The sequence below is a fragment of the Ectobacillus funiculus genome (assembly GCF_004138295.1).
Classification (GTDB): domain Bacteria; phylum Bacillota; class Bacilli; order Bacillales; family Bacillaceae_G; genus Ectobacillus; species Ectobacillus funiculus.
This window is the reverse complement of record NZ_SCFM01000087.1, coordinates 1-3,549: the sequence shown is the minus strand read 5'-3', so window position 1 is coordinate 3,549 and position 3,549 is coordinate 1. Positions and strand designations below refer to the sequence as shown.

The window sequence follows — 3,549 nt, the reverse complement described above, 5'->3', positions numbered from 1 at the left end:
GAACCAACATGACCCAGTCATAATAAAAAAGTCAGTGCTTCACTGACTTTTTTATTACACTTTAAGAAAGGATAAATTTCTAGCTGGAAGACCATTCGACGTAGCGGGAAATTTTAAGAATAAAGTATAAGGGCAACTACGTCTCTGTCTTCGCCCAAGGGCGGGGCTCGCCAATCGGCGAGTTTTCTTTATCCACAGATCCACTTAACCTCATCAACTTATCCACATTATCAACAAGAAAACATCCACTTATCAACAACTTTTACACAAATCATTGATGGTTAACCACATTTTCCAACATATTTATCCACAGAAAAAGCGATTCCTGTTTATAATCTAACATTCGAGATCTAAGCCTGGATTTGCATTTAAAGCCAAATTGGCCCGCTTGCCCTGACTGTATAAAATAGTACCTGCTGCCGCAATCATAGCAGCATTATCCGTACAAAGCGACAATGGCGGAATCACGAGCTCTATGTTCTGCATTGGTGAAAATGCCTCCTGCAGACGGTTACGCAGGCCTTTATTGGCAGCTACACCTCCCGCAAGCAATACCTGCTTTACTCCATATTCAGCAGCCGCTTTTACTGTTTTTGTAACAAGCACATCGATGACGCTGTCCTGAAAACTTGCTGCTAAATCTTCAGGGGCAATGACCTCTCCCCTTTGTTTTGCATTATGAACAGCGTTGATAACTGCGGATTTTAAGCCGCTGAAGCTAAAATCATAAGAATCCGGTTCCAACCAAGCGCGCGGCAAGCCAAGAACTGGCTGACCCTCATGTGCTAAGCGGTCAATATGAGGTCCGCCCGGATACGGAAGGGACAATGTTCTTGCTACCTTATCATAAGCCTCTCCAGCCGCATCATCACGCGTTTCCCCGATTACCTCAAACGAACCATGCTTCTCCATGTAAACAAGTTCTGTATGCCCTCCGGAAACAACGAGAGACAGCAAAGGAAACTTCATCTCCGTGATAAGACGATTCGCATAAATATGACCCGCAATATGGTGGACACCCACTAATGGGATTCCATGGGCAAATGCAACTGCCTTTGCAGCGTTCACTCCAATTAATAATGCCCCAACAAGACCAGGCCCTTCTGTCACCGCAATCGCATCTATATCTTGTAACGTTACATCCGCTTGCCTCAAGGCTTCTTCTAATACAACTGTAATTTGCTCTACATGATGGCGAGATGCAATCTCTGGAACTACTCCTCCAAATCGCTTATGGCTCTCGATTTGAGACGCCACCACATTAGATAAAATCTCATGACCATTCTTTACAACAGCTACGGCAGTCTCGTCACAGCTCGTCTCGATTCCTAATATAATACTATCTACTTTTGTCATAATCTCACCCACATTACAAGAGCATCCTCGTAGTTATCCGTATAATATCGTTTGCGAATACCGCCGTTTAAAAAACCAAATTTGCGGTACAGCTTTTGAGCAATCTCATTAGATACACGAACCTCTAGCGTCATCGAGTGAGCTCCTAATTTTTTTGCTTTTTCAATCACTTCATTTAGTAATGCTTCTCCCAGATTCCTCCCGCGATACTCAGGTAGAATGGCGATATTCGTAATATGAGATTCATCTAAAATGAGCCACATTCCGCAATAACCAATAATAGCACCATCTTTCTCCATCACAGTATATCGGGCATATTCATTTATTGTCATTTCGCGTTCAAATGTTTCGAAGGTCCAGGGAATCGCAAACGATACCTGTTCAATCGCAACAACCTGTGCAATATCCTCGGGTTTCATATCCCGAAATCTGATTGACTCACTCATTTCCTTTTCCCCTATTTTGCTTGATTTGCCAGCCAATTTGCTTCTGCTTCAGCCATACGAATATAATTTGGTACAAATGTATGTACTTCCTCTGACTCTTTTTGTAAACCAATGCAGCCTAGTTCACTTGGTCTTGGGTTATGTTTAGCCGTTGAAGCAAATACAGCCTGCTCCCCTAACGCAGCTATAATAGTCTCTTTATGAATAGATAAATCATTCCCTATAAATAATACTTTTTGATTTAACTCCTTTAATAATAGAAGCCATTCTGAAATAAGGATAATCCGTTCTTCTTCTTTTACCTTGAGCGTATCTTCATATGTATAAAGACCTGTATAGATTTGCTGTCTTCTTGCATCAAAAAGTGGACAAATATAACCATCGAAGTAAGAAGCATTTGCTGCTAAAACCTCTAAACTGGATACACCTGTAATCGGGATTTGCAGGGACCAGGCCAATGTTTTAGCCACTGTCACCCCAATACGCACCCCTGTATAAGATCCAGGACCTGCAGCCACTACAATTTTCTCAAGGTCACTCGGCTTTGTATCGCATTCCTTCAATAGCTGTTCAATTGCCGGCATGAGCCGTACAGAATGATTCTTCTTCACATTTGTAATAATTTCGCCTACTACTTGCTGTTCATCGAGAAGCGCGACGCCCATTACATAATTCGCTGTATCAATTGCTAATACTTTCATTCTTCAAAAGCTCCTCACATAATCTAATATACCGTTCTCCCTTCGGCTCTAACACAATGCCCCGATTGTTGCCGCCTTCATGAAATAAACTAATTTTAAGTAAGGAGGAAGGCAAATAGTGCTCAATTAAGTGAGCCCATTCAACTACTGTCACACCGCTCCCATAAAAATACTCATCGAATCCTAGATCTTCTTCACTCTCGGCTAATCGATATACGTCCATGTGATAGAGAGGGATTCTTCCTTTGTATTCCTTAATAATATTGAAGGTTGGACTATTTACAACTCGATTCACACCAAGACCTTTTGCAAGTCCCTTTGTGAAGGTTGTCTTTCCTGCACCTAAATCTCCCTCTAAAATAAAAACATCCTGCTCCTCAGCTAACATCCCCAGCTTTTCCGATATCTTCATTGTATCTTCTGGAGAGGAGGTTCTAATCTTATATTCGTTCAACTGCTTCACCAGCCTTATTTCTTATTTTTATAGTATATCCGTTCTTCCATGCTTGAGCATTCTATAAGAACGAAAAGATAAATTCCTGATTCTCATTATACTATTTTTTTAAATGAAAAATAATTGAACTACACTCCGCCTACCCGCTAACACAGCCTTCCCACGAGGAGGCTCTCCAGATAATGCCTATCATGTGCTTAAGTGGGTGATAAATGTCGGAGCTTCCGGCTGGAAATTTATACTTTCCTAACAGTATAAAAAAAACCTTAGGATAAGCTCCCAAGGATATCTAACTACTCTTATGTATCTAACAAATCCAAGCATAAAAAAACACGAAACATCTTGTTTCGCTTAGGAAAAATGGCGGTCCCGACGGGGATCGAACCCGCGATCTCCTGCGTGACAGGCAGGCATGTTAACCGCTACACCACGGAACCCTTTATTTATTTATAGCTTTGGTTGCGGGGACAGGATTTGAACCTGCGACCTTCGGGTTATGAGCCCGACGAGCTACCAGACTGCTCCACCCCGCGATGTTATGAAAAATAAAAAGGCCTAGCGACGTCCTACTCTCACAGGGGGAAACCCCCAA

General features: G+C 42.1%; 4 protein-coding genes and 2 tRNA genes. All 6 read right to left on the bottom strand.

Annotation, left to right across the window (positions count from 1 at the left end; all coding sequences use genetic code 11):
- Positions 1-336 precede the first annotated feature (336 nt).
- The 6 genes from tsaD to EP737_RS24210 all read right to left on the bottom strand — a co-directional run bounded on the left by tsaD (position 337) and on the right by EP737_RS24210 (position 3,490).
- Entirely contained in the window at positions 337-1,356 is a 1,020-nt protein-coding gene (gene tsaD, locus EP737_RS24235; RefSeq protein ID WP_129731845.1) for a tRNA (adenosine(37)-N6)-threonylcarbamoyltransferase complex transferase subunit TsaD, read from the bottom strand.
- The gene (rimI, locus tag EP737_RS24230) at positions 1,353-1,802 is read right to left on the bottom strand and encodes a ribosomal protein S18-alanine N-acetyltransferase (RefSeq protein ID WP_246040364.1); all 450 of its coding nucleotides are present in this window, start codon (positions 1,800-1,802) and stop codon (positions 1,353-1,355) included. The genes tsaD and rimI overlap by 4 nt, the downstream gene beginning before the upstream one ends.
- An 11-nt stretch (positions 1,803-1,813) precedes the next feature.
- A complete protein-coding gene (gene tsaB, locus EP737_RS24225; RefSeq protein ID WP_129731843.1) occupies positions 1,814-2,503 on the bottom strand; it encodes a tRNA (adenosine(37)-N6)-threonylcarbamoyltransferase complex dimerization subunit type 1 TsaB in 690 nt (229 codons plus the stop codon).
- Complete coding sequence (gene tsaE, locus EP737_RS24220) at positions 2,484-2,957, bottom strand: tRNA (adenosine(37)-N6)-threonylcarbamoyltransferase complex ATPase subunit type 1 TsaE (protein ID WP_129731841.1); 474 nt, start codon at positions 2,955-2,957, stop codon at positions 2,484-2,486. The genes tsaB and tsaE overlap by 20 nt, the downstream gene beginning before the upstream one ends.
- A 361-nt stretch (positions 2,958-3,318) precedes the next feature.
- Positions 3,319-3,394: transfer RNA gene (locus EP737_RS24215), tRNA-Asp, on the bottom strand.
- Positions 3,395-3,413: 19 nt separating this feature from the next.
- Positions 3,414-3,490: transfer RNA gene (locus EP737_RS24210), tRNA-Met, on the bottom strand.
- Between the last annotated feature and the right edge of the window lie 59 nt (positions 3,491-3,549).

Coding starts and splice junctions, on each gene's coding strand:
- tsaD (WP_129731845.1), bottom strand. CDS start 1,356: ATGACAAAAGTAGATAGTATTATATTAGGAATCGAGACGAGCTGTGAC.
- rimI (WP_246040364.1), bottom strand. CDS start 1,802: ATGAGTGAGTCAATCAGATTTCGGGATATGAAACCCGAGGATATTGCA.
- tsaB (WP_129731843.1), bottom strand. CDS start 2,503: ATGAAAGTATTAGCAATTGATACAGCGAATTATGTAATGGGCGTCGCG.